Source organism: Ignavibacteriota bacterium (assembly GCA_013285405.1).
In the GTDB taxonomy this organism is placed as follows: Bacteria; Bacteroidota; Ignavibacteria; order Ignavibacteriales; family Ignavibacteriaceae; genus IGN2.
On sequence record CP053446.1, the window covers coordinates 1,085,178 to 1,108,694 of the forward strand.

The 23,517-nt window shown below is 33.8% G+C and carries 22 protein-coding genes, 1 other RNA gene and 1 pseudogene; 16 read left to right on the plus strand and 8 right to left on the minus strand.

Annotation, left to right across the window (positions count from 1 at the left end):
• The first annotated feature begins 101 nt into the window (after positions 1-101).
• The 4 genes and pseudogenes from HND39_04650 to HND39_04665 all read left to right on the plus strand — a co-directional run bounded on the left by HND39_04650 (position 102) and on the right by HND39_04665 (position 5,822).
• Complete coding sequence (locus tag HND39_04650; protein QKJ95625.1) at positions 102-1,673, plus strand: LamG domain-containing protein; 1,572 nt, start codon at positions 102-104, stop codon at positions 1,671-1,673.
• Between the two features lie 18 nt (positions 1,674-1,691).
• Positions 1,692-2,003, plus strand: a complete 312-nt coding sequence (locus HND39_04655; GenBank protein QKJ95626.1) for a transposase — start codon at positions 1,692-1,694, stop codon at positions 2,001-2,003.
• 103 nt (positions 2,004-2,106) lie between these two features.
• Positions 2,107-2,974: pseudogene (locus HND39_04660) on the plus strand (IS3 family transposase).
• Positions 2,964-5,822 (plus strand): T9SS type A sorting domain-containing protein, encoded by a 2,859-nt coding sequence (locus HND39_04665; protein ID QKJ95627.1) that lies wholly within the window; start codon positions 2,964-2,966, stop codon positions 5,820-5,822. The pseudogene HND39_04660 and the gene HND39_04665 overlap by 11 nt, the downstream one beginning before the upstream one ends.
• A gap of 50 nt (positions 5,823-5,872) precedes the next feature.
• Here HND39_04665 and HND39_04670 read toward each other — a convergent pair whose 3' ends face one another.
• Positions 5,873-7,948, minus strand: coding sequence for a hypothetical protein (locus tag HND39_04670; protein ID QKJ95628.1), 2,076 nt, complete (start codon positions 7,946-7,948; stop codon positions 5,873-5,875).
• A gap of 69 nt (positions 7,949-8,017) precedes the next feature.
• Between HND39_04670 and HND39_04675 the strand changes: the two genes are divergently transcribed.
• Both HND39_04675 and HND39_04680 read left to right on the plus strand, forming a co-directional pair.
• The gene (locus HND39_04675; GenBank protein ID QKJ95629.1) at positions 8,018-8,281 is read left to right on the plus strand and encodes a hypothetical protein; all 264 of its coding nucleotides are present in this window, start codon (positions 8,018-8,020) and stop codon (positions 8,279-8,281) included.
• Positions 8,259-8,516 carry a Txe/YoeB family addiction module toxin gene (locus tag HND39_04680; GenBank protein ID QKJ95630.1) on the plus strand — a complete coding sequence of 86 codons (258 nt, stop codon included), beginning with the start codon at positions 8,259-8,261 and terminating at the stop codon, positions 8,514-8,516. Before HND39_04675 ends, HND39_04680 begins: the two co-directional genes overlap by 23 nt.
• A 10-nt stretch (positions 8,517-8,526) precedes the next feature.
• Here the strand turns inward: HND39_04680 and HND39_04685 are convergent, their stop codons facing one another.
• Genes HND39_04685 through HND39_04695 form a run of 3 tightly spaced genes read right to left on the minus strand, consistent with a single transcriptional unit; the run spans position 8,527 to position 10,918 of the window.
• Positions 8,527-10,458 (minus strand): DNA primase, encoded by a 1,932-nt coding sequence (locus tag HND39_04685; GenBank protein QKJ95631.1) that lies wholly within the window; start codon positions 10,456-10,458, stop codon positions 8,527-8,529.
• 27 nt (positions 10,459-10,485) lie between these two features.
• Positions 10,486-10,749: a type II toxin-antitoxin system RelE/ParE family toxin gene (locus HND39_04690; GenBank protein ID QKJ95632.1), complete on the minus strand. Its 264-nt coding sequence runs from the start codon at positions 10,747-10,749 to the stop codon at positions 10,486-10,488.
• Positions 10,730-10,918, minus strand: a complete 189-nt coding sequence (locus HND39_04695; protein QKJ95633.1) for a type II toxin-antitoxin system Phd/YefM family antitoxin — start codon at positions 10,916-10,918, stop codon at positions 10,730-10,732. The genes HND39_04690 and HND39_04695 overlap by 20 nt, the downstream gene beginning before the upstream one ends.
• Before the next feature lie 238 nt (positions 10,919-11,156).
• Here HND39_04695 and HND39_04700 point away from each other — a divergent pair, with 238 nt between their 5' ends.
• The 10 genes from HND39_04700 to ruvA all read left to right on the plus strand — a co-directional run bounded on the left by HND39_04700 (position 11,157) and on the right by ruvA (position 20,365).
• A complete protein-coding gene (locus HND39_04700; GenBank protein ID QKJ95634.1) occupies positions 11,157-11,678 on the plus strand; it encodes a DJ-1/PfpI family protein in 522 nt (173 codons plus the stop codon).
• A gap of 12 nt (positions 11,679-11,690) precedes the next feature.
• Complete coding sequence (gene ispG, locus HND39_04705; protein ID QKJ95635.1) at positions 11,691-13,688, plus strand: (E)-4-hydroxy-3-methylbut-2-enyl-diphosphate synthase; 1,998 nt, start codon at positions 11,691-11,693, stop codon at positions 13,686-13,688.
• A gap of 180 nt (positions 13,689-13,868) precedes the next feature.
• Positions 13,869-14,993 carry a Nif3-like dinuclear metal center hexameric protein gene (locus tag HND39_04710; protein QKJ97883.1) on the plus strand — a complete coding sequence of 375 codons (1,125 nt, stop codon included), beginning with the start codon at positions 13,869-13,871 and terminating at the stop codon, positions 14,991-14,993.
• A gap of 2 nt (positions 14,994-14,995) precedes the next feature.
• Positions 14,996-15,721: a hypothetical protein gene (locus HND39_04715; GenBank protein QKJ95636.1), complete on the plus strand. Its 726-nt coding sequence runs from the start codon at positions 14,996-14,998 to the stop codon at positions 15,719-15,721.
• A 134-nt stretch (positions 15,722-15,855) separates the two neighbouring features.
• Positions 15,856-16,252, plus strand: an RNA gene (rnpB, locus tag HND39_04720) — RNase P RNA component class A.
• Between the two features lie 30 nt (positions 16,253-16,282).
• Complete coding sequence (gene recJ / locus HND39_04725) at positions 16,283-17,995, plus strand: single-stranded-DNA-specific exonuclease RecJ (GenBank protein ID QKJ95637.1); 1,713 nt, start codon at positions 16,283-16,285, stop codon at positions 17,993-17,995.
• A gap of 13 nt (positions 17,996-18,008) precedes the next feature.
• Positions 18,009-18,755, plus strand: a complete 747-nt coding sequence (locus HND39_04730) for a YebC/PmpR family DNA-binding transcriptional regulator (GenBank protein ID QKJ95638.1) — start codon at positions 18,009-18,011, stop codon at positions 18,753-18,755.
• A gap of 24 nt (positions 18,756-18,779) precedes the next feature.
• Positions 18,780-19,319: a crossover junction endodeoxyribonuclease RuvC gene (ruvC, locus tag HND39_04735; protein ID QKJ95639.1), complete on the plus strand. Its 540-nt coding sequence runs from the start codon at positions 18,780-18,782 to the stop codon at positions 19,317-19,319.
• A 28-nt stretch (positions 19,320-19,347) separates the two neighbouring features.
• A complete protein-coding gene (locus HND39_04740; protein ID QKJ95640.1) occupies positions 19,348-19,737 on the plus strand; it encodes a four helix bundle protein in 390 nt (129 codons plus the stop codon).
• A gap of 46 nt (positions 19,738-19,783) precedes the next feature.
• Complete coding sequence (gene ruvA / locus HND39_04745; GenBank protein ID QKJ95641.1) at positions 19,784-20,365, plus strand: Holliday junction branch migration protein RuvA; 582 nt, start codon at positions 19,784-19,786, stop codon at positions 20,363-20,365.
• 180 nt (positions 20,366-20,545) lie between these two features.
• Here ruvA and HND39_04750 read toward each other — a convergent pair whose 3' ends face one another.
• The 4 genes from HND39_04750 to HND39_04765 form a co-directional block, all read right to left on the minus strand.
• Positions 20,546-21,202, minus strand: a complete 657-nt coding sequence (locus tag HND39_04750; GenBank protein ID QKJ95642.1) for a fumarylacetoacetate hydrolase family protein — start codon at positions 21,200-21,202, stop codon at positions 20,546-20,548.
• Between the two features lie 210 nt (positions 21,203-21,412).
• Positions 21,413-21,682, minus strand: a complete 270-nt coding sequence (locus HND39_04755) for a DUF3368 domain-containing protein (GenBank protein ID QKJ97884.1) — start codon at positions 21,680-21,682, stop codon at positions 21,413-21,415.
• 174 nt (positions 21,683-21,856) lie between these two features.
• Positions 21,857-22,084, minus strand: a complete 228-nt coding sequence (locus HND39_04760; protein ID QKJ95643.1) for a UPF0175 family protein — start codon at positions 22,082-22,084, stop codon at positions 21,857-21,859.
• 88 nt (positions 22,085-22,172) lie between these two features.
• Entirely contained in the window at positions 22,173-23,438 is a 1,266-nt protein-coding gene (locus HND39_04765) for an asparagine synthetase B (GenBank protein ID QKJ95644.1), read from the minus strand.
• Positions 23,439-23,517: the final 79 nt, after the last annotated feature.

Below are 23,517 nucleotides of genomic sequence, written 5' to 3' on the forward strand. Positions count from 1 at the left end.
ATTTGATTTTATTGAGAGAGGTTTTCCGAAAGATAAGTTATTCCAATTATACAGTTAATAACAATCAAATCTAATTTTATAACTAATAAGAAAGGTGTAGCATGAAAATAATTCTAACAATGTTGTTTTTACTTTTAATAACACAACTAATAACTCTGGCACAGCCAACCCAAGGATTAATTGCATATTATCCTTTTAACGGTAATGCTAATGATTTAAGTGGGAATGGAAATAATGGAGCAACAATTGGTGGTTGCGATTGGGTGCAAGGAGTTACTGGACAAGCTTGCTCATTTGATGGTAATGGATATATATCTGTCCCAAACTCTCCATCTTTACAATCACCAAGCACATCTTTATCAATAGCATTTTGGCTTTATTTAGATGAATGGACTAATGGATGGGCACCAATTTTAGCTAAGTCAAATACTTCATCGTCTTATGGGCAATATTCATTAGAAATTAATAATAATGGTACGTTAAATTTTTGGACGGGTAATGGTGGTAACTATTTCACTCATAATTTGATTTCTGATAACTGGTATCATCTCGCTTTTACTTGGGATGGTAACCAAGCCAAATTTTATATCGATGGTTCATTAAGAGAGACTTTAAACTTTTCAGGATTTATAACTTCCGATGAATTGCCTTTAGAAATCGGAAGACATATTCCTGGATCAACAAACGATTACTTAATCGGGAAGTTGGATGAACTTGTGTTATATAATAGAGCATTGACGAATCAGGAAATTTATCAATTATATAGTTCTACCATATCACAGGGTTTGGTTGCACATTATAAATTCGATGGCAATTATCTTGATGAAAGTGGATATAACAATACCGGGAACGGATTTAATACAAATTTTCTTACTGATCGCTTTGGACAAGAAGGGGCTACAGTATTTTTCAATGGAATTGATTCATACGTGAGTGTCCCAAATTCTGCTTCATTATCTTCACCAACCAATTCTATTAGTATATCTTTGTGGTTTTATTTAGAACAAGCGTATGATTTACACAATTGTTTTTTAACTAAATCAGACCAGCTAAATCAAAGTGGTCAATATACATTAAATTATTGTAACTGTACCGATGGTAATTTAATTGATTTGAATATAGGTAATACTGCAAATTTTATTTACCATAACTTCAATTTACATGAATGGTATCACCTTGTAGTAACTTATGAGGGCCAATTAATAAAATTTTATGAAAACGGTACTTTTATTGGCCAAACTACCTTTTCTGGTAATATACAAGTAAATGATCTACCACTGGAATTTGGTAGAAATATGCCTGGCCTTCCTGATTACTATCATGGAAGAATTGATGATGCTCGTATTTATAATCGCGCGTTGACCGAAACAGAAATCCAAGAACTGTATCATGAAAATGGTTGGACAGGTCGAGAATTAAACACAATAATTATTACCCACGGATTTACAGGTGACGGACTAATCTTCCCTATAAATCCGATAACTGAAACCAAATGGAAACATCTTCGTTGGCAATTTGCAATGGCAGATGCAGTTTCTGATAACAGAGATATTTACTTAATTAGGAAAGGAAATGTCTATCCTATTGAAGCAACATTCTCACAATTTGCAGCCATAGATAGTAATGTAATGCTTCAGACGGAAATGGAATTTCCTAAATTTGTATTAATGTAAACAGAAAGGAAAATTTCAATGTCCGAAACAAAAAGAGAAAGAAAATTTTATTCACCTGAGCAGAAAGTTCTTATTCTTAGAGAACTTCTTGAAAACAATATTCCCATCAGCCAGCTTGCAGAAAAATACTATGTTCACCCCAATGATATATATAACTGGAAGAAAAAGCTTTTTGAAGGAGCAAAAGATATTTTTCAAACAAAAGCAGTAAATAATAAACAAACTACTATTGAACAAAAAAAGATAGAAAAACTTGAATCTAAACTGAGAGACCGGGATGAAGCAATTGCTATTCTGCTTAAAGAAAACATAGATAAAAAAAAAGTATAGATGGGGAAATATGACCGGGCAATGGGTTGAACCGGATATACGAGATAATGTAATTGATTTTATAAATCTCATCAGAGCTAAGGCTGATATTTCTCTTAAAGGAATGATTCGCCTTATAGGAATAAATTACAGTAAATATTATTCCTGGATTGATAGAAAAGGAATCTCTAATAACCATAACGGTAAAACTCCCAGAGGGCATTGGGTGCCTTGATTGGGAGAAAGAAACTATTATCAGTTATGCTAAAGATCATCCGGGTGAAGGTTACAGACGGCTTACTTATATGATGATTGATGATAATGCTGCTGCTGTATCTCCGGCTACTACTTACAGAGTTCTTAAAGCAGCAGGGCTGCTTAACAGATGGAATAAAGTTAAACGATCTTCTAAAGGAGATGGCTTTAATCAGCCAGCAGCAGTTCATCAGCATTGGCATACAGATATTAAGTACGTTAATTATCACGGAACGTTTCTGTTTCTTATTTCTGTTATTGATGGTTACTCCCGATATATTGTTCATCACGAGCTTAGGCAGAATATGCAGCAATTTGATGTTCAGATAACCTTGCAGAGAGCTTTAGAAAAATATCCCGGTTATAAACCAAGAATTATTTCTGATAACGGTCCTCAGTTTATTTCCAAAGATTTTGCTGAATATCTGAAGCAAGCTGGATTACAGCACATCAGAACCTCTATTGCATATCCTCAGAGCAACGGAAAGATTGAACGTTACCACAGAACTATTCATCAGGACTGCTTAATGAAATCTTCTTTAATAAATCTTGATGATGCACGTAAACAGATTTCCTCTTATATTGATTACTACAATACTGAACGACTTCACAGTTCGTTGTTTTATTTAACTCCCGAAGATTTTCTGTTTAGCAGAGTTGAAGAAAAATTAGAGCTAAGAGAAATGAAACTTAATGAAGCCAAACTGAAAAGAATTGAGGTAAGAAATGTCAGTTGATTTTCTACCTTACTTAACTAACCAGAAATTCCATTTTCCGCTGAACCAATACAGTAATAGTACAATAGATTACCTTCTAAATAATTATGTAGTTTCAAGAGTAATTAATCCAGACAAAGATAATATTTTCATTTTTGATTGGACTTTAGAATCAGCAGTAAATAAACATGGATATGCTGAAGCAGCTGCTGATGTATTGGCTGCAACTTTGGTAAATCTTGGAAAAGACTATTCTTTTTTACTAAGTCACTTACATTTTATTGGATTTAGCAGAGGTTGTGTTGTAAATAGTGAAACTATTCAAAGATTAATCTATTGGAAAGATAATGGGATGATAACTGACATAAGCCTTGATCCGGAGATTCATATGACGACATTAGATCCACATCCTGCAGGGCATTGGACAAAATGGTATCCTTGGCTAAATGTAGCTGTCGCGATGAATGATGACGAAGTTAATTCTTGGAATATTATGCATAACCTAAGTCGAATTGGAATAGTCGGTTGGAAAGGAATTAATAGTAAAGTACAGTATCCAGACAATTATTATCAATTCTTGCCAACTGCTTTATTTATTGGTTTAAATGACTATCCCGGATTAAACAGTTCAAGTAACGCAAGTAACAACAATTTAACTTTATTATTTATATTGAATCCATTTGATGCACATAGCTTAGTTCATACATGGTATTTTGGAACAGTTGATACTCTGGTCAATACTGATGAGTTTGGCAATGGACCTGTCATTGATAGAAATGGATGGTATGATAACCAAGGTTCCACTCAAGGTTTTTACTATTCAAGAAACAGAAATGGATTTTTATCAAACATTTCATCAATTGAATCTGATTTAGTTCCAATAAGTAATGATCAAAAGTATAGACCTAAAACCATATTGTTTAATGGAGATTTTACAAAAGGAGATGATGCTATATTCGAAAGGGACTCATTACCAGGTTGGAGTTATCAGGATGGTAGTACATCAAAGCGAGGAGGTATTTTTAATCCAGCTGCATTAATAGATGATAGCCATAATAATCTGATACACAATTCGTTTTATATTCCTACAGCAGCAACTGAAATATCATTTAGGATAAGAGTTTTGGAACCCATACAAAGGTATTTCAATCCAGACATATTAGAAATATATTTAAACAATACTTTAGTCCATTCCGTCCCAATAATATCTTTTGAGTGGAATTATCAATGGCAAGCATTCGAAATTCCATTATCGTTAGTGGGTACAACTGCACAACTAAAATTTGAATTGAATAAAAATCAAACTGAACCTTCAAGTCTCTTAATTGATGACGTTAATTTCTGGAAATCAAACAAAATAAACTCAACTGTTGCTTGTCCAGTAGATTTTCATATCTATGACAACTTAGGCAATCACACCGGGCCAACTTCTGATACAACTTATGTTGAGGAAATTCCGGGAAGTGAATATTATATTTATGAGGATAGCACAGGCGATAAAATTAAAACCGTTTATCTTGAACCTTTGGAAGGTTTGGGTGAATATCAATTTGTTATTGAATCTCAGGATTCAACAAGCTTCTTCAGTTATATTATTGAAGATTATTCAGATACTTCAAGAGGAACAATTACTTTTGAGTTTGACAGCATAGCAATTGAGCCAAATACTGTGGCTATGTGTACATTAAACACAAATATTCAGATACCAATGCTGGAAGTTGATCTTGACGGTGACGGTCAAATTGATACCACGATGATACCCGTCATTATAGAATCGTGTTTCAATAAAAACATTTCATCTGGATGGAATCTTTTATCAGTTCCATTTACTACTGGTCAAAAACTTAAAACAGAATTATTCCCAACAGCTGTTGGACCTGCATATTGGTTCATTCCAGGTCAAGGTTATATTGTCAGTGATACTTTAGCACCAAAAAAAGGTTATTGGCTAAAGTTTGATGAGACTCAAAATGTTGACATTTGTGGTTTAATTACTGGTGATTCTATCAATGTAAAACAAGGATGGAATCTTATAGGAGTGTTGGATAAGTTTGTTCCTGTATCCCAGATATCAACAATCCCCCCTGGAATTATTGCATCCCCTTTCTATGGTTATGACGGAAACTATTATATGACAGATACACTTTCCCCAGGAAATGGATATTGGGTAAAATCTAATGCTGATGGAATAATCTTATTAAATTCACAATTAGCAAAAAAAGAAGAAACCACTTTTCAATTACATTCTGAATGGGCTAACATAACATTCACAGATGCTTCGGGGAATCAAATGAAATTATATTTTAATGAAGATGCAAATCGAGAACTATTTGTTCTTCCTCCAATGCCGCCTGAAGAAGCGTTTGATATCAGATTTGCATCTGATTTAATGCTGGAAAGTCTTAAGAATGAATCGGCAATAATTAGTATTTCAGGTGCAGAATACCCTATAACCATAAGAGTTGACGGCGTTGATCTACAAATTAAAGATATGATTAATGGAAATTATTTGAATGAAACACTTAATGATGGTGATGAAATTTTAATTAGTGATTCAAGAATTAATAAAATAATAATTAATGGGAATTATTCTGATCAGTTACCAATTAATTTTAGCTTAGAACAAAATTATCCAAATCCTTTTAATCCTAACACAACGATAAGTTTCTCAATTCCCAAAGAAGCTCAGGTAAATTTAAGTGTCTACAATATACTTGGAGAAAAAGTACGTGAACTGAAAAACGAGATGATGAAACCAGGATATTATAATGTTGAGTTTGATGCTTCATTATTATCATCGGGGGTTTATCTATATAGAATAAATGCGGGAGATTTTGTTGATATAAAGAAAATGATCCTTCTCAAATAATACGCCCTAAATAAAGAGATGGCATTTCGAATTGAGATGTCATCTCTAATTTATTCTAATTCCTCTTTCTTCACCCATTTGCCATTTTTCCAGTAAAGAATTTTGCTTTTTAGTAACTCTTTATACTCTTCTGTATCTGTATAAGGTGGGTTTAATAATCCGTGTGCAACAAGAGTATCGCGAACTACACGGAAATCACTGCCAACTACAATATTAATATCTTTCAGGTTATAACTTACGTCATAACCTATTTGCACATCTTGATTACGAGAAGAAAATCGTGTTGCAAATTGAAATTTTTTATTTTTATAATTGTTTATAAAACTACTAATTAAATACTGGGGTGTTCTATTACCCTCTTCATAATTATCAAAATCTGATTTAGGAAATCTTATGTATGCTTTCATTTCAGATATTGGAAAATTTCTTATAAGATATTCATTCGTTGTCGGTCTTGATTTAGTGAGTGTATCAATTTCATAAGCAAAGAAAACCAAATCTTCGTAACCGTTTTCGTAACCTGCACCAACAATTTCCGGTTTAGAATCATTATCAATATCTTTAATAATACAATCCATAATGTGCCCGGATGCCCAGAATGTTCCCGGCAGACTTTTACCATTAGTTACATCAATTCTGTATATAGCTGAAGCAAATGATGGTCCGTTTTTAGAAATTAAGTACAGAGATTTTTTATTCTTAAATTTTAGTGTATCAAGCATGTAAACACTGTATTCACTATTCAACGTTTCGCGTTCTGAGCTTACTAAATCTTCAAAACTATGTTTCCAGATTATTTTTTTATCATAATTGTAACAAATAATTTCATTACCAGCGGTATTTTGTATCAAGACTTCATTTCTTTTATCATCATTAACATCTGCTATTAAAATATATTGTTTTGTATGTCTGGATAACTTTGCTAGATCAGGCTCAATCATTTTTTCTTTGCGCCAAAGCACCTTATTATTTTTATTTTTTATAAAAGCATATCTGCCATCAAGAGTATATGTAAATGGGTTATCATCAAAATCCATTACAAACAAATAAGCAAAAAGTATAGCAAGCAAAAAAGTTGTTATTGCGCTTATCCAATTCTTCTTCACAAACTTTCCCGTTCTAACAATAACCGGCTGCTTTTTTATTTCAACGATATTTCTCCTGTTAAGCAGATCGTTTAAATCTTCAATTCCGATTATTCTTAAATCTCTTCTCGGATACTCCTGTTTTAGTTCAATAAGTTTTTCGTTTGCGGGCAACTCTTCATTCTTCGGAACAATGAAAAGAGAAATATCCGAGAAGAAAACCAATTCTGTCTTCTGCTTAATAATATCGTTTGAGGTGTTGGTTATATTTCCAATCTCATTCATTCCACCCGTAAATGCAATTCCATCACCAACTTTGATAGAAACCGGAGAGTTGTAGGTTCTAAAAATTTCTTCAATAAATGAAAGTGTCAAAGCAGTGCCGAGAGAATTGCCTTTACAGAATCCAGCTTTCTTATCAAAGCTTATTATCACTTCGTGAAAAGGATGAACTCTGTTAACATACTGCTTTGCAATTCTGATTGCATTTATCCAGGAAAGTTTAACCTGTTCACTTATTTTTTCTTCAATTTCATTTTCACTTGGAACGATTATAAATTTATCACTGGCTCTGGTAGGATTAACTTTAATAGATACTGATTCTAGAATGCCAACAGTAAGTCCGGTTTCTTTAATTGCTTCTTCTTCAAGCAAAGGGAAATAAGCTTTGGATTCAACTGATTCAGTCGCTTCACCTCTCAAAATTCTTTGAAGTTTTTCAAGTTCATCTTTTAATTTTTTAATAACCTCAGTAAAACCTTGATAGCTGGTTGTTAATCCGTTATCCTTAATTTTCTCAGCTTGTTCGATTAACAATTCGAGATTTTGTGGCTTCATCCCTGTCACAGTATAATTCTTCAAGCAAAAAATATATTCAGGGATGAATTCAGGCAGGAATGAATTAATAAAATTTTTATTCTTTGTCGAAAGGACTTTGCCAAAATATTTAGATAGAAAAATTATTCTGGCTTGTGCAGAATATTGAGAAGTTAATTTCTCTTTTAGTTTGATTCTCTCCTGTTCAAGCTGAATTATGTTCATATCATTTTGTATTACAACTATGGTGATAAAAATAATTATTATATTTAATACATAAAAAAAGGAAACAACATGAATACTATATTCCAAATAAATTCTGATGATCTGGACAACCGGTTTATTGAATCAATTAAAGCTTTGTTTAAGAATAAAAAGCTAATTATTTCTGTTACAGAGGATATTGATGAGACCGCTTACCTGCTGCAATCGGAGAAAAACGCGAAAAGACTTTTTGAAGCGTTAGAAGATATTAAGCGAAATAAGAACCTTGTTTCGATAAAATCAATTGAGGATTTAGAATCTTTGGTAGTTGATGCGAAAAATCGTTCTAACTAAACACGCCCTTGAAGATTTGATCTTCTGGTCAAAAAATGATGCAAAGAGTATCCGGAAGATTTTTGATCTCATATCTGATGCACAAAGAAATCCATTTGAAGGAATCGGGAAACCTGAGGCTTTGAAATTTAATCTCGCAGGCTGTTGGTCAAGAAGAATTGATGATATGAACAGATTAGTGTATCAGGTAACAGAAGATGAGATAAAGATTATTTCCTGCAGATATCATTACTGATCGAAAAGATTCAAAAAGATTTATTGTCACTTAGTTCCTCTCTTATTCTCTTCTTCTCCCGTTCAAGCTCGTTGTTATTTTTCATCAGCTCTAATAATTTTGATTCATCTTCTGTCAATTCAATTTCTCTACGGTTGGATTTAATGCGTTTTTCAATTCTTTCAATTACAAATTTCATTACTGAATCTTTTGCATACTTCATCAATGTCATTTCAGCAGTTATGCTTGGAAATCTTTCTTCCCAATTGCTGCTGATTGAATATTTATCAAATGTTAATTCACGAATGTAAATTTCTTTTTTTTCGTCTTTGAGAATCCCTACCAAACCACTCGTAGTAAAGTTATCTCCGCCATCGGCGGACTCAAACACATCCTTTACTATCTCAAATAATTCACGATTAATTTCATTGTTGAAATCTTCAGGATGCAAATAAGTAAAGATTAGTTCGGCAATAGTTTTTTCGGCTTCAAACAATAATTTTAAAATCTCTTTTTCAAGGCTATAAAGTAAAGGAGATTCTGTTGTTTCCGTTTTATCTGCTAAAATCAGAGCAATCTCTTCTCCGGCATTTTCCATCTTCCTTCTTCCTTCTTCCTTCTTCCTTCTTTCAGCTTTATTTGCTTGCTGCAATTGCTTATCAAGTTCCGATTCAATAAGTTTTTCCCTGAGATTAAATTTTTGGGCAATGTTTCTTATCAGAAGATTTCTTTTTAGTTCATCATCAATCAATGCGACTGGTTTCACTAGTTCTCTTATCGCTTCTGCTGCAGTTGATGGATCTTCAAACTTTCCGAGTGATTCATAATACTTCGTTTCATATTCTAAAAAATTCTCAGCCTTTTTTACCAATTCTTCAAATTCTACGTTACCGAATTTATTTACAAATGAATCAGGATCTTCGCCTTTAGGGAGTGAAACAATTTTTACTTCCATATCTCGCTTCAACAAAATTTCGATACTTCTCATTGAAGCTTTTATTCCCGCAACATCAGCGTCAAAAAGTAAAACAACATTTTTTGTATATCTCGATAAAAGCTGGACCTGGTCATCAGTCAAAGCAGTTCCGGAAACAGCGACAACATTTTTAATTCCGCTTTGATAAAGTGAAATCAAATCCATGTAACCTTCAACAATGATCGCTTTGTCAAGCCGCCGAATATCATCTTTTGCAAATGAAAGTCCGTAAAGAATTCTTCCTTTAATATAGATGAGCGATTCGGGTGAGTTGATATATTTTGCTCCTGTTTCATTTGCATCATCGTCAGATCCGGCTTTTGAAGGAAGAACACGACCTGCGAAAGCAACTACTCTTCCATTCGGTGAGAAGATTGGAAAAATTAATCTACCCGGAAGTTTATCGTATAACTTTCCTTCTGAATTTTTACCAATTAAACCAAGCTGAATGCATTTATCAATATTTAGATTTCTGCTTTTTGCGTAGTTGATAAAATTTTCCCAACCCTTCAGCGAGTATCCTAATCCGAATGAACGAAGTGTTTGTGTTTTTATATTTCTTTCCTGAAGATATTTTCGTGCAAACTCCCCTTCATCGTCATTTAAAAGATTATTTAAAAAATATCTCGCTGCTTCTGTGTTGATATCATAAAGAACTTCCTGTTCGGACTGCTGTTCGATGTACTCAGCTTTATCAAACTCAATTGTTATTCCCTGCTGGTCAGCAATTTCTTGCACAGCTTCAACAAATGAAATTTTATGGAACTCAGTTAAAAATTTAAAAACATTCCCACCGGTGTGACATCCAAAACAGTGAAATATCTGTTTATCTTCGCTAACAGTAAACGAAGGAGTTTTCTCTGAATGGAATGGGCACAAACCAATAAAATTTTTTCCTCTTTTACGAAGCTGAACATGTTGTGAAATCACATCAACAATATCAACCGAGTTACGTATTTCTTCTATTTTTGATTCGGAGATTCGCACATTATATTTTTCTTAAGAATAGAATGGTCATTTTTTGTATGCATCTTTCCTGTGACGAACATAATAAATAATAATTCTTTGATCTTTTAAATCAACTTGATACAGTACACGGTAATCACCTATTCGTAAACGATAAATGGATTCGGCACCTTTCAATTTTTTCGTTTGTTCTGAGAATGGATTATAGGAGAGATTTTCTATCGCTTCAACAATTCCCGGGACGAGTTTCCTGTCAACTTTATTAATATCTTTTTCAAATGATCGCTTTATATCAATCTTGAATGAACCCATCTGTTTTCAGTTTCCTTTTAAATTCTTCAAAACTATCAGTTGGTTCTTCTTTACGCTCAGCAATAACCATTAAATCATGTATATCTTCCAGAAGTTCTTCGTATTCCTCTAATGGTATTATAACTGCTTTTTTAGCGCCCGATTCATCCACAATGTATTTGGTATCCATTACTTCCTCAATAAAACTTTTTATTGAAATATACTCTGTTAAAAATACAATAACAAAAATTGTAAGAATAAACTACTTTTAACTAAAATTATAAGTGATAAAGTTTGAAAAATGAACATATTATTTCAGCTGTTCGATAAAAAATGTTTCCTGAATTCTATCACTTTCTTACCTGCGATTTACAAATAATCGTGCTCAGAATTTTCTTATATTTATTGGAGTGAATATTAAATATTGAATGAACTTTAAATCAAAAAATAGCTTTCTGATTTTCCTTCCTAAAAAAGATTTTAACGAAGAAGAATTTAATATCGTCAGGAAGAGGTTATTAAAAATTGATAAAAATATCTTTATCACTTCCGATGATCATTCTGTTTGCACCGGAAGCAAAGGGATGAAAGTTAAATCAGACACGAGTTTTTATAATGTGAATGTGAATAATTTTAGTGCATTAATATTAATTGGTGGAACCGGCAGCAGAAATTATTGGAAAAATGAATTGCTTCATAAAATCATAAAAAAATTCTATGACAATAAAAAGGTTATCGCTGCAATTTGTTCATCACCGATAACTCTTGCAAAAGCAGGAATACTTCAAAACAGAAAAGCAACGTGCTTCTCTGAAGACAGTGCGGAATTAATCAATGCCGGAATTAATTATCAGGATAAGAATATAGTTGTTGATGGAAACATAGTAACGGCAAACGATTCAAAGTCGTCATTGCAGTTTGCTGAAGCTGTTCTTCATCTAACAAAATAATTTTAAAGATAAATGATTGAGACAATTAAAAAATATTGTAATAGCCTGACCGAATATTCACGTTACAAAACCAGAGAAGTAAGTATCGGAGATATTCCGCTTGGTGGAAACAATCCTGTTCGGATTCAATCAATGACGATAACCGATACGATGAATACTATTGCAACTGTTGAACAAACTATCCGAATGGTTGAAGCCGGTTGCGAATATGTTCGGATAACTGCACCAAGCATTAACGAAGCACGCAACCTTGAAAATATCAAAAAAGAATTAAGATCAAGAGGATATAATGTCCCGTTGATTGCTGATATTCATTTCACACCAAATGCTGCTGAACTCGCTGCACGAATTGTGGAGAAAGTTAGAATCAATCCCGGCAATTATGTAGATAAGAAAAAGTTTGAACAGTTTGAATACACTGATCAGGAATATCAGGAAGAACTTGAAAGAATAAGAGAACGATTTACTCCGCTCGTAAAAGTTTGCAAGGAATACGGAACCGCAATGCGAATTGGAACGAATCATGGTTCATTATCAGATAGAATTATGAATCGCTTTGGAGACACTCCACTTGGAATGGTTGAATCTGCATTAGAGTTTGTTAGAATTTGCGAGGATCTCAATTATTACAGCATAGTCCTTTCAATGAAAGCAAGCAATCCACAGATAATGGTTCAAGCTTACAGATTGCTTATACAAAAGATGGAAGAAGAAGGGATGAATTATCCACTTCATCTTGGTGTAACAGAAGCCGGCGGAGGAGAAGATGGAAGAATAAAATCTGCTGTCGGGATCGGAACTTTGCTCGAAGATGGGATTGGAGACACAATAAGAGTTTCTCTCACTGAAGATCCGGAATTTGAGGCACCAGTGGCGATTTCATTAGCTAACAGATATAAAAGCAGAGCAAATCATAAACCGATAAAACCAATCGTAGAAATTCCTTTTGATCCAATTTCGTATCAGAGAAGAGAAACATTTGAAGTACTGGGAATCGGAAGTCATAATGTTCCTGTTGTAATTGCTGATTTCTCCTCAAGAAAAATTTCAAATCAAAAAGAATTAGCGGATATCGGATACAAATACAATGTGACTTCTGATAAATGGAATCTTGCCGATGCTGCTTCAGATATAATTTATCTCGGAAAGCAAAACATTGGTTTTGAGATTCCGGAAAATCTGAAACTGATAATTGATTATAATGAATGGAAAGAACTAAATTCCAAAAAATTAAGATTCCCGTTATTAAAGAAGAATGAATATTTAAAAAATATTTCCTTATCGCATCAGATAAATTTTCTTCAGATAAATTTTAAGGATTTTGATGATGAATTATCAACCAAACTAAAAAGTGACAGCAATGTGGTTTTAGTAATCCAAACCGATAACGAACACGGAATGGCTGAGCAAAGAAGATTTTTCTTTGAACTAATTATTCGTGGAATTAAAAATCCGGTGATTATCAGAAGAGATTATAAAAATCTTAGACTTGATGAAATTCAATTATATTCTTCGACAGATTTTGGTGCTTTGTTATTAGATGGATTCGGAGATGGTGTCTGGCTGACAATCGGAGAAGAAAAATCTGAATCGGAGAAAAACAGCAGACTAATATTTGCAAAAGAATCAAATGAAAAATTTATCAATCGAACTCTGTTTGGAATTCTTCAGGCAACAAGAACAAGAATTTCAAAAACAGAATACATCGCTTGTCCTTCCTGCGGCAGAACACTTTTCGATCTGCAAAAGACAACAGAGATGATTAGAAAACGTACTGAACATTTAAAGGGTGTTAAGATTGCAGTTATGGGATGTATAGTAAACGGTCCCGGTGAAATGGCTGATGCAGATTATGGATATGTCGGCAGTGGAGTTGATAAAATAACTCTTTACAGAGGGAAGGATATTATCAAAAGAGCAGTTCCATCAAGTCAGGCTGTTAATGAACTCATTGAACTCATTAAGGAAGATGGAAACTGGTCAGAACCTATAGAAAACACTGATTCTTGATTATTTTTAAAGGTTGTTACTTCAAAGTTTTTCTGCTATATTTTGATACTTAAAATGATACCAAATAGAAAGACAAACTTAAAATACCTTGATATTGCTGAAATAAGGGATTACAAAATCCCGGGGGTATAAAAAATTTAGGAAATGCACTTCAAACTGAGAAGTGCATTTTTTTTTGAAATGACTGGAAAAGAGATAATTAAATATCTGGAAGATTGGGCACCTAAAGGAATAGCCTGGCAAAAAGATAATGTTGGACTGCAGGTTGGTAATCCGGAGGCAAAAATTAAAAACATATTACTCAGTCTTGATCTTAAAGAAGAGGTAATTGATACCGCAATAAAAAAAAACTGCAATCTGATTATTACTCATCATCCTTTATTATTCCATCCGCTCAAAAACCTGGATTTCTCAAATAACAAAAACGCTATAATGATTGAGAAACTGATTCAAAATAAAATTACTCTTTTCTCAGCACATACAAATCTTGATTTTACAAAACATGGTGTCAGCTATCAGCTCGCAAAAAGACTATCTCTTAAAAAAATTAAATTCCTGAAAAATATCTCCGGTAATCAATTTAAACTCGTAGTATTCGTTCCGGATTCACACGTTGAAAAAGTAGTAGAAACGATTCATCAATCAGGAGGCGGAATTATTGGTGAATACTCTAACTGTAGTTTTCGTACACACGGCAAAGGAACCTTTAAAGGACTAAATGAAAGTAATCCATCGATTGGAACAAAAGGCGTGACAGAATTTGTTGACGAAGTAAAGCTTGAAGTTCTTGTGGATGAATGGAGATTGAATCAGGTTATTACAGCTATGAAAAAGTTTCATCCTTATGAAGAAGTCGCATTCGATGTGTTTCCATTAAAAAATGATAATGTCAATTATGGAATTGGAGCTGTTGGTGAATTAGCAACAGAAATGGGAACAAAAGGCTTTTTGAAATTTGTTTCATCAAAATTAAAAACTTCAGGACTTCGATATTCACTGGGTAAAAGAAGCAAAATAAAAAATGTAGCTGTTTGCGGTGGTTCGTGTGGTGAATTAGTTGATGAAGCAATAAAACAAAATGCTGATGCGTTTATAACGGCAGATATAAAATATCACACATTCCAGGATGCTGAAAATAAAATATTTTTAATTGATGCCGGACATTATGAAACTGAAGTGCCGATTCTCGATGAAATTAAAAGCAGATTAGATTCTTTATTGAAAGCAGATGGTAAAACAAAAGTTTTAAAGTTTAAGGGTTCAACAAACCCGGTATTTTTTTATAACAAATCAGGAGCTAATTAAAATTGTACGATAGATTAAAAATGCTTTATCAGTTGCAGCAAATTGATAATCAATTAGATGAACTGGAAGACTTACGTGGAGATCTGCCAAATATGGTAAGAGAACTTGAAGAAAAAATTGCAAGTTTCGTTTCTGACATTGATGTTAAAGAAAAAGAACAAAAGGATTCAATTGTCAGGCGGGATGAAAACGAAAACGAAATTGAAAAGTTGAAAGAAAATCAGAAAAAGTTTAAAGCTCAGCTTTACCAGGTCAGAAATAACAAAGAATACGATGCTCTTACCAAAGAAATAGATCACACTGAAGAGCAAATCAACAAGCTTGAAGCAGAAAATAATTCCTTGGCAGACAGAAGCAAGGTGCTAACAGTAGAAATTGAAGAGATCACACCAAGAGTAGATGAACTCAAAAAGGAACTTAATGAAAAAGAAGTTGATCTGAAGGAAATTATAAAAGCCAATGAAAGAGAAGAAACGAAACTGCTCGATGAAAGAAAAAAGTTTGAAAGTGCAGTGAAGAAAAACGATCTATCCTCATATATGAGAATAAGGAAAGCAAAAAAAGGAATGGCAGTTGCCACAATAAAAAGGTCTGCTTGTTCCGGTTGCCATAATATCGTACCATCACAAAGACAACTTGAGATCAGAAGAAATAACAAGCTTTTCTTTTGTGAGTATTGCGGCAGAATTCTGGTTTCGGCTGAAATTGCGGAAGATGTTACTAAATAGCTGACATTTTACATCGAGACCTGCTGATTTCTGAAATTCAATTTTGTATATTTGCTAAAGTTAAATACCAATAAGGAATCAATAAATTTTCGGGTTCTTTAATTGTCTAAAAAAGTTTTGAAGAAAAATAAATTAGTTCAATCCGGGCAGTTACTCACATTAAAATATTTTTGTGGGAGGAAAGTCCGAGCTTCATAGAACAAGGTGCCGGGTAACGCCCGGAATCCCGTATCGCGGGATATTGACAGTGCCACAGAAAATATACCGCCCCGATTAATCGGGGTAAGGGTGAAAAGGCGGGGTAAGAGCCCACCGCTCCGATAGTAATATCGGAGGCACGGCAAACCACATCTGAAGCAAGATCAAATAGGGAGATCGTTTTTCCTGCATTTGCACGAAAAGCGAAGTTGTTCGCTTCGCAGATCTTCGGGTAGATCGCTGGATTCTGTCAGCAATGACAGAACAAGATAAATGATTGCCATCCCGATTTTTATCGGGTTACAGAACTCGGCTTACAGGGTTGAACTTTTTATTTGTTCTTTATAAATATTGAAAATTCCTATGGAACGAAAACACTGGAAAATAAAAGATGTTTCTGATGAGCTTTCTGTTCAAAGGCTTACAGATTCATTGAATATTTCTACGATTCTGGCAAGACTGCTGGTTCTGAGAGATATAAAAACCTTTGGTCAGGCAAAACAATTTTTCCGTCCTTCCATTGATTCTCTCCACGATCCATTTCTTATGGATCAAATGGAAATTGCTACTACAAGAGTTATTACAGCACTTACTGAAAATCAAAAAATTTGTATTTATGGTGATTATGATGTTGACGGCACTTGTGCTACCGCACTTCTCTATATGTTCCTGAAAGAACTTGATGCTAATGTTGAATTTTATATTCCAAGAAGACTTGAAGAAGGTTATGGGCTTTCTACCGCTGCAATCGATTCGGTAAAAGAAAAAGGTACTGAACTTATGATTGCAGTTGATTGCGGCATCACAGCAATCGCCGAAACCGATTATGCAAACCAGCTCGGGATTGATGTAATTATCTGCGATCATCATCAACCAAAAGATGAAATACCGAAAGCTTATGCTGTTTTAGATCCTTTAAAACCAGGATGTACTTATCCATTCAAATTTTTATCAGGAGCCGGAGTTGCATTTAAACTTGCTCAGGGTTTGTGTGAAAGAATCGGTAAACGTGGACTTCCTTTAAAATATCTTGATTTGGTTGCTCTTGCCGGCGCAGCAGATATAGTTCCATTGATTGATGAAAACAGAGTTCTTGTAAATGAAGGAATAAATCAGGTTAATACTAATCCTCGCCCCGGAATTGAAGCACTGATTGAAATGAGCCGGCTTCAACCTGGTCAGCTTTCATCCGGACAGATTGTATTTACCGTTGCACCAAGAATAAATGCTGTGGGCAGATTAGGCGATGCAGAGCGCGCAGTGAATCTTCTGATCGTAAATAACAAAAAAGATGCGCTAAAGCTTGCGGAAGTACTTGAAACAGAAAATTATGAAAGAAGAAAAATTGATGTTGATACTTTTGAAGCTGCTAAAGAAATCGTTGAAACTGAAATAGACCTTGATGAAGATCTTGCAATTGTTCTTCACAATGAAAACTGGCATCCAGGTGTGATTGGTATCGTTGCATCCCGACTTGTTGAAAAATATTACCGACCTTCTGTTCTGCTTACAACAATTGATGGAATTGCTAAAGGTTCAGCAAGAAGTATAAACGGCTTTAATATCTATGAGGCTTTACAAAAATGTGATGATTTGCTTCTTCATTTCGGCGGACACCAGGCAGCGGCAGGTCTCGCAATGGAACTCGATAAAGTTGATGAATTCAGAACAAGACTTAACGAGGTGTTAAAATCATCAATTACAAGTGATGATCTTTCAGAGGAAATTTTAATTGATTCTAAAATCAGATTTTCAGAAATAACACCAAAGTTTTTAAGAATTCTGGATCAGTTCGCACCTTTTGGACCAGGAAATTTAAGACCAGTATTTTTAAGTGAGAAAGTGCAGATCGCTGGTTTCCCAAGAATAGTTGGAAACAATCATCTAGTTGTAAGTTTCAGACAATCTGGTACTGATAAAGTATTCGATTCGATTGGATTCAATATGGGTCAACATTTTGAACAATTAAAAAATAACAACTTTGAACTGGATATAGTTTTTTCATTAGATAAATCAATTCGAGATAGCAGAATTTATCCTCAATTAAAATTAAAAGATATAAAAGCAAGAAATTAAAGGAGATCTTTCAATGTCGGGGCATTCAAAGTGGGCAACTATCAGAAGAAAAAAAGGAGCGCTTGATGCAAAAAGAGGAAAACTTTTTACAAAATTAATTAAGGAATTAACTATTGCAGCCCGCGAAGGAGGCAGCGATCCATCCGGTAATCCGCGTCTTCGTCTTGCAATCGATAACGCTAAAGCAGCCAATATGCCTGCTGATAATATTGAACGCGCAATTAAAAAAGCAACCGGCGAACTTGAAGGAACAACTATCAGCGAACTAACTTATGAAGGTTATGGACCAGGAGGTATTGCATTGCTTGTTGAAGTTGCTACAGATAACAAAAACAGAACGGTTGCGGAAGTAAGACATATCTTCAGCAGAAACAATGGAAATATGGGAGAAACTGGCTCGGTTGCCTGGATGTTTGAAAAGAAAGGAATTATCACTTTACCTAAGCAGGGAAAATCAGAAGATGACATTCTGGAATTAGTCTTAAACGCTGGCGCAGAAGATATGAAAACCGAAGATGAATATTTTGAAATTCAAACTGATATTGAATCATTTGAACCGGTTCGTAAAACACTTGCTGATAAAAAACTTGCTATGGATAACGCATCACTTCAATGGATTGCAAAAAACACAATAAATATAAACGGAGAAAATGCTGAGAAGTTGATGAAACTGATTGAAGGACTTGAAGATTGCGATGATGTTCAAAATGTTTATTCAAATGCTGACTTTGATGAGGAGTTCTTAAAGCAGCAATCTTGATTTAATTAATTATCAAACAATAAAATGATAATCCTCGGTGTTGATCCCGGTACAAATATTACCGGTTACGGATTAATAGAATTTACTAATAATAAGTTCAGAAGAATCACTCACGGAGTAATTCGGCTTCACTCTTCCAAATCACTTACTCAAAAACTTGAAATTATCTATAATGAGCTTGACAGTTTACTTAAACTTTATAAGCCAGATGAGTTTGTTATTGAAACTGCATTCTATGGAAAAAATGTTCAATCAGTTTTAAAGATAGGTTATGCACGTGGAGTTTCTCTTCTTGCTGCAATCCACAACAGAATTCCGACTAACGAATATTCACCAAGAGAGGTAAAGAAAGCAGTTGTTGGTAAAGGTGCTGCATCCAAACAACAGGTAAATTATATGGTGATGACAATTTTGAACACAAAGAAGATTAAATTTAAACCGGATGAAAGCGATGCTCTTGCAATTGCGCTCTGTCACGCATTCAGATTGAAAGCACCTAATTTCAAAAAAAGTAAAAGCTGGAAAGAGTTTATAACCGCGAATCCAGACCGTATTATTGAATAATTAAAATATTTAAAGATTTAAAAATTGAATGAAATCAAAAACATTTGAGGATTTGAAGGTCTGGCAGGATTCAAGAGAATTTGTTAAATCAATTTATGAGTTGACATCTTCAAACAATTTTGCGAAGGACTACGGATTAAAAGACCAAATTCAAAGAGCTGCTGTTTCAATTATGAATAATATTGCCGAAGGCTTTGAACGAAATAATAACAAGGTGTTTGTTGTGTTCTTGAAATACTCCAAAGGTTCGGCCGGAGAAATTAGATCAATGCTTTATATTGCTTTAGATTTGAAATACATTTCGCAAAGTACTTTTGACGAATATTATTCAAATGTAATTAAGATTATTACTCAGATTTCAAATTTTATTAAGTATTTAAAAATTATTCTGGTAAGAAATAGTTTATTCAAGAATTAAGTTTACAATCTTTTAATATTTCAATCTTTAAATTTTTTAATCGATTATGATTGGGCACTTAACTGGAAAAATAATCACCATAAAACCAACACTGATATTACTTGATGTGAACGGTGTCGGTTATGAAATCAGAATTTCAATCAATACTTTCGAAAGAATTAGTGGAAAGGAAAGTATTTCCCTTTTTATTTATACTAATGTAAAAGAAGATTCAATCACTCTATTCGGCTTTTATTCAGAGGTAGAGAAAGATATGTTCGAGTTGTTGATAACAATAAATGGAGTTGGACCTAAATCTGCTTTGAGTTTACTTTCAGGAATTTCAACTGATGATTTGAAGCAGGCAATCGTAACGAACAATGTTGAAAGAATGATAGCTGTTCCCGGAATCGGAAGAAAAACTGCAGAGAGATTAATACTTGAGTTGAAGAACAAAGTAAGAGATATTAAAGACGAAGGAATTATTTCAACCAAACCAAGTTTACAGAAAGAAGCTGTTATAGCACTTACTACCCTTGGCTATAATCTAATATCATCAGAAAAAGTTGTCAATAAAATATTATCTGAATTACCTGATTGCAGTCTGGAAGAATTGATTAAAAGATCTCTGAAAGAATTGAATAGATAAATTTTTTAATTGCTTTAAACATTAAAGTTTTTACACAATTTAAATAGCTCCGGCATTTATACCGGAGAATATATATCACAAAATGGATCGGGCTTTAGCCCAAACAATTGATTACAATTAGACTAAAGTCCGTTTATTTTTTCATTTTTAATACCACACTCTAAAGAGTGTGGCTATTTATCAAACAACTGAACAAACTAAATCGGTAAACTCACCGAGCTTTGCTTCTATCTTATCGCCCCGATTAACTTTGCTTACTCCTGCCGGTGTTCCAGTAAATATCAAATCGCCTTTTTCAAGAATCATTACTGAAGAAATGTATTCAACAATTTCCGCAGGATTAAAGATCATACTTTTCAAAATATCACTTTGTTTCACAACTCCGTCTACTTTCAACTCAATTATTTCTTCGAGTGTCAATTGATAATCTTTCTTTAAAACAAAATCTGAAATAACTGCTGAAGTATCAAAGCATTTTGCAAGTGTCCACGGATTTCCTTTTTTCTTCAGTTCATTTTGAACATCACGCAGAGTCATATCAAGTCCCACTCCGTAACCGATAATTGCTTTCTCGGCTTGAGCATTGTTTGCTTTTTTTATTGTCTCCCCCATCAAAAGCACAAGCTCAACCTCGTGATGAAGTTCATTTCCATAATCAGGATGAACTATTTCTTCACCCGAATAAATAAGTGCTGATGCTGGTTTAAGAAATAATACAGGCTTGCCCGGAATCTCATTCCCTAATTCTTTTGCGTGCTCTGCATAGTTCCTTCCAACGCAAACTATTTTGCCAATTGTAAATTCTTCTTTTGAGTTTTTGATTTGAGTTGTTTTCACGTTTTCTGCTTCTTCTTTGTTGCTGCTGGGAAAAGAATGTTGTTCAATATCAACCTGTAGCCGGAAGATCCTTCAACAAACTCAGGATAAGGTTTTGTAAAGACTGAGATTTGTTGGCGGGTCACCATTCGGTGTACATTTATGTTTCTTGATACAACTTTTCATTGAAGTATAATAATTATTAAGAAGATCGCATTAGGAACAAAGAAGTTATTCTTTATTTCGAATTAATAAATCTTGAATAACGCTTTCGGATATTCTAAAATCTGCATCTTTTAATTTTTCAATAACAGGTTTAATCTTTAAAATGATGCCCTGCTCTTTTGCTTTATTCAGAATTCCAAGAGTACCTGTAAACTTTACTCCAAGACGCTTTGTTAATTTTCTTGCTTTTAAATCGTCAAGTAATAATAATACATCCTCTTTTTCAGATGCTAACGCAATTGCGCTCGCTTCTCCACCATCTACCAGAGATTCTATAAATCTTTGATACTTTTATCCTTCACCGTCTCTATAATTATCCAACCGGGTAACTCATTCCGAAATTCTTTGGCAACTTCTGGAGTTGTATAAATTTGCTTGTATACTGAATGAAGGATTTCAAACCCTTCTATCTTATCAAAGATTATTAAACAACTTGAATCTGATATTATACTAGGCATTTGAAATATCAGACTCTAAATCTTCAGCTGATGTGCTAAAAACAGAAACCCCATATTTACCAAGCAGCTCAATGAAAGTTCTTTTAGATAATCCAGCCAATTCTGCTGCCTGACCTGATGATAAAGTTCCATCCTCGTATAGTTTTGAAGCTATTATCATGGATAATTCATTATCATTTTTTTCTACTGAATCGGGTATTTTTAATTGAAGTGTTCTCATAATTCCAAATATATTTTTTATAAAGATATAAGAATTTAATTAAAAATATTCAAACTCTTCTTATTGTATTGTAATTGCCCAAATAATCTTACGTTTTCTGCTTCTTCTTCGTCGCTGCAGGAAACAGAATGTTGTTTAAAATTAATCTGTAGCCGGGAGAATTTTTATAAAGACTGAGATCAGTAGGAGGATCACCAACTGCGTGCTGGTAATCTTCCGGATCGTGACCACCATAAAATGTAAATGTTCCCCTTCCATAATTTCCGTGAATGTATTTAACCTGGTCAGTTCCTTTTCTTTCTGCAAGAATTGTAACTGAATTTTTTATTGTGCTTCTTCTGAACATTGATGTCTGCCCCATAAATCCCTTGATAATATTAACGTGGCATTGAGTTAACATTGTTGGAACTGGATCATACTTCGCAGAAAATTCAAACAAAGTGAAGTAGTCATTTTCAAAGTTTCCAACTTCTGCCGGCTGAATATCAATATTGCTATATTCATAAACATAAGGATTCGTTTCCAGCTTAAAGTTTGTAAATGCAAGTGTGTTATCAAAATTTAATTTTTCCTGGGCATCAGGATCTGCAGCATCACCATCATAAATCTGATCACAAATATCAACCCCAATTGCGGAAAGAGCAATATCATAAGAATCCGTTGCAGAACACATTGCAAAAAGAAAACCGCCTTTGCCGACATAGTTTTTTATATCAATAGCAACTGCTCTCATCATTTCAGAAACTTTTTTGTAGCCATTCTTTTTTGCATCCTGTTCATACAGTAATTGTTGATCAATATACCATTGCGCATTAGCAAAACTTGCATAAAATTTTCCGTACTGTCCGGTAAAATCTTCGTGGTGCAAATGAAGCCAATCATATTTATCAAGATCACCTTTTAATATTTCATCATTCCAGATTTTATCATACGGAATATCTGCGTATTCAAGTGCAAGTGTTACAGCATCATCCCACGGCTGGAAACCTGGTGGAACATAAACGGCAATCTTCGGAGCTTTTTCAAGTCTGACTACATCCATATTATTATCTTCACTCTGAACAAATGAATAAATTTCAGTTGTCTGTGAAAGTGAAATCGCTTCAAATGAAACTGCATTTAATCTGCATTCTGCTGCAAGCTCATCACTGTAATCAATAAGAAACGAACCGCCTTTATAATTAAGAAGCCAATCAGCTTTGTAGCCTTTTGTAAGTGCACGGTATGTTATGCCATACGCTTTAAGATGATCAGTCTGATCCAGATCCATATTGATGAGAATTTTGGATTGAGGGAAGGCTGTTAATGAAAACAGTATGCTGAAAATTAATGTGATGAGTATTTTTTTCTTCATATTGTCAAATCCATTGTTCAATTGCTCAATTGCTGTATTGTTAATAACAATTTAACAATGAAACAATAAAGCAATTTAA

Excerpts from the sequence above, each read along its gene's own strand:
- HND39_04710 (QKJ97883.1), top strand. The coding sequence starts at position 13,869 with ATGACTGGAAAAGAGATAATTAAATATCTGGAAGATTGGGCACCTAAA.
- HND39_04740 (QKJ95640.1), top strand. The coding sequence starts at position 19,348 with ATGAAATCAAAAACATTTGAGGATTTGAAGGTCTGGCAGGATTCAAGA.
- ispG (QKJ95635.1), top strand. The coding sequence starts at position 11,691 with ATGATTGAGACAATTAAAAAATATTGTAATAGCCTGACCGAATATTCA.
- recJ (QKJ95637.1), top strand. The coding sequence starts at position 16,283 with ATGGAACGAAAACACTGGAAAATAAAAGATGTTTCTGATGAGCTTTCT.
- ruvC (QKJ95639.1), top strand. The coding sequence starts at position 18,780 with ATGATAATCCTCGGTGTTGATCCCGGTACAAATATTACCGGTTACGGA.
- HND39_04730 (QKJ95638.1), top strand. The coding sequence starts at position 18,009 with ATGTCGGGGCATTCAAAGTGGGCAACTATCAGAAGAAAAAAAGGAGCG.
- HND39_04700 (QKJ95634.1), top strand. The coding sequence starts at position 11,157 with ATGAACTTTAAATCAAAAAATAGCTTTCTGATTTTCCTTCCTAAAAAA.
- ruvA (QKJ95641.1), top strand. The coding sequence starts at position 19,784 with ATGATTGGGCACTTAACTGGAAAAATAATCACCATAAAACCAACACTG.
- HND39_04675 (QKJ95629.1), top strand. The coding sequence starts at position 8,018 with ATGAATACTATATTCCAAATAAATTCTGATGATCTGGACAACCGGTTT.
- HND39_04650 (QKJ95625.1), top strand. The coding sequence starts at position 102 with ATGAAAATAATTCTAACAATGTTGTTTTTACTTTTAATAACACAACTA.
- HND39_04680 (QKJ95630.1), top strand. The coding sequence starts at position 8,259 with ATGCGAAAAATCGTTCTAACTAAACACGCCCTTGAAGATTTGATCTTC.
- HND39_04765 (QKJ95644.1), bottom strand. The coding sequence starts at position 23,438 with ATGAAGAAAAAAATACTCATCACATTAATTTTCAGCATACTGTTTTCA.
- HND39_04760 (QKJ95643.1), bottom strand. The coding sequence starts at position 22,084 with ATGAGAACACTTCAATTAAAAATACCCGATTCAGTAGAAAAAAATGAT.
- HND39_04655 (QKJ95626.1), top strand. The coding sequence starts at position 1,692 with ATGTCCGAAACAAAAAGAGAAAGAAAATTTTATTCACCTGAGCAGAAA.
- HND39_04665 (QKJ95627.1), top strand. The coding sequence starts at position 2,964 with ATGTCAGTTGATTTTCTACCTTACTTAACTAACCAGAAATTCCATTTT.
- HND39_04695 (QKJ95633.1), bottom strand. The coding sequence starts at position 10,918 with ATGGATACCAAATACATTGTGGATGAATCGGGCGCTAAAAAAGCAGTT.
- HND39_04670 (QKJ95628.1), bottom strand. The coding sequence starts at position 7,948 with ATGAACATAATTCAGCTTGAACAGGAGAGAATCAAACTAAAAGAGAAA.
- HND39_04690 (QKJ95632.1), bottom strand. The coding sequence starts at position 10,749 with ATGGGTTCATTCAAGATTGATATAAAGCGATCATTTGAAAAAGATATT.